This is a genomic window from Streptomyces sp. NPDC059002, assembly GCF_042740435.1.
GTDB lineage: Bacteria > Actinomycetota > Actinomycetes > Streptomycetales > Streptomycetaceae > Streptomyces.
Genome location: NZ_JBHYJI010000065.1, coordinates 49,532 through 51,526 on the forward strand (window position 1 = coordinate 49,532; position 1,995 = coordinate 51,526).

General features: G+C 75.0%; 1 protein-coding gene. It reads right to left on the reverse strand.

Going from position 1 to position 1,995, the window contains the following annotated elements; all coding sequences use genetic code 11:
- Positions 1-415: 415 nt before the first annotated feature.
- The gene (locus tag ACFWZ2_RS36725) at positions 416-1,672 is read right to left on the reverse strand and encodes a PQQ-binding-like beta-propeller repeat protein (protein WP_384553316.1); all 1,257 of its coding nucleotides are present in this window, start codon (positions 1,670-1,672) and stop codon (positions 416-418) included.
- Between the last annotated feature and the right edge of the window lie 323 nt (positions 1,673-1,995).

Consider the following 1,995-nt stretch of genomic DNA (forward strand, 5'->3'; position numbering starts at 1 on the left):
GACCCGCCTGCTCGTGCGGGGTGAAGGCGGTGCGGAGTGTGGCCCGGCCTGCCTGTTCCTGCGGTGCGAGCGCGGTGCGAAGCGTGCACCGACCCGCCTGCTCGTGCGGGGTGAAGGCGGTGCGGAGTGTGGCCCGGCCTGCCTGTTCCTGCGGTGCGAGCGCGGTGCGAAGCGTGCACCGACCCGCCTGCTCGTGCGGGGTGAAGGCGGTGCGGAGTGTGGCCCGGCCTGCCTGTTCCTGCGGTGCGAGCGCGGTGCGAAGAGTCGACCGACCCGCCCGCTCCTACAGGGCGAAGACGGTGCGGAGAGTGGACCGACCCGCTCGCCCCTGCAAGGAGATCGCGGTGCGGAGTATTGGGTGGGTCGGTGGGAGTGATCCGCCGCGGAGCGGCGGGGTAGTCGCGCTCACAGGGGCTCACGCCGCCCCCCGCACCGTATGCACCACGCGCCCCGCGCAGACATGGACCAGCCCGCCCCGCGCAGCGGCAAGACTCATCTCCGACGCCGAGTCCACCCGCACCGCCCAAGCCGCCTCACCGGTCCGCACGTCCAACGCGTACACTCCCCACACTCCGCTCCCAGAGCCCCCCGGCTCCGGCCCGGAGACGAGGACGAGCCCGTCGGAGACCAGCGGCGGCGCGCCCTCCTCGATCTCCTGGAACCCGCTCCGCGACCACCGCTCACGCCCCGTACGGGCATCCAGCGCCGTGATGCCGCCGGACACGGCGGCGATCACGAGCCCGTCCGTGGCCCGCGGCGTGACGGCCGCGCCCGCCGCGGCCCTGCCCCACACGGTGCGCCGGGTCGCGAGGTCGACCGCCTCGATCCGCTTGTCCGACGCGAAGTAGCCGATGCCTGCCGCGCCGGGGTGGGCCTGCGGGCGCCGCGCACCGTTCTCGACCTCCGCCTCCACCGTGCCGTCGGACGCCTTGAGGACGACCAGCGGTTCGTTCGCCGCGGCGGCCACGGCTATCCGCCCGCCCGCGTCGTCCACACCGGTCACGCCTGCCGCGCGCCCTTCGTGGAACCAGAGTTCCTTTCCCGTACGGGAGTCGAAGCCGTAGGCGCGCCAGGGCCGGTCCATGGCGGTGCGCCGCTCCCACCGGGTGTCGTACGGGGCGTAGGTCAACAGGCATGTGACGTCGTCCGAGACGGTGAACAGGCCGCGGCTGCCCTCGAGTTCGCTCCTGGGGGCGTCGAGGGGGCGGGGCGGCCGGTGCCGGTTGCGGGACAGGAGGCCCGAGGTCCACGCCTCCCGGCCGCCCGCCACGCGCAGGGCGATCAGCTCGGGCGCGGACAGGAAGTCCCGGAGCACGTACACCAGGTCGCCGCGCGCCCGCACGCTCTGCAGGCCCTCCTCCGGGTACGTCCAGCGGAGCGTGTTGGTCTCCGCGTCCAGGCGGGTCAGGCCCTTGTCGTCGAGTACGTAGAGGTCCTTGCCGCCGCGCACCAGGGCGCCGCCGTACCGGACTTCACCGATCTCGCGGCTCCAGACCACCTTACCGGCGGGCGGCCGGGGCTCCTTGCGTCCCTCGGCGCCGCCGGACGCACCGTCGCCGCTGCCGCCGTCCCCGTCGCGCAGGACGACGGCCGCCGTCGTGGTCCCCACGGCCGCGAGGGCCGCTGCGCCGCCCCAGGCCAGGAGCCTGCGCCGGGAGGCTCGGCGCGGCACCGGCGCCGGGGCGTCCCGGACGTCGCCAGGCGCGTCGGCGTAGGCATCGGCAGCGGCATCAGCATCGGCATCGGCATCGCGGCGGACCGTCGGCGGCCGTTCATCACCGGGGGCACCTGAGTCACTTGAGCCACCAGGGCCACCAGGGCCCCTGGACTCACCAGGGCCACTGGAATCGCCAGAGCCACTGGACCCACCGGGACCACGGGGGTCACCGGGACCACGGGGGTCACCGGGACCACGGGGGTCACCGGGCCCACCGGGACCACCGGGACCACGGGGGTCACCGGGCCCACCGGGACCACCGGGACCACGGGGGTCAC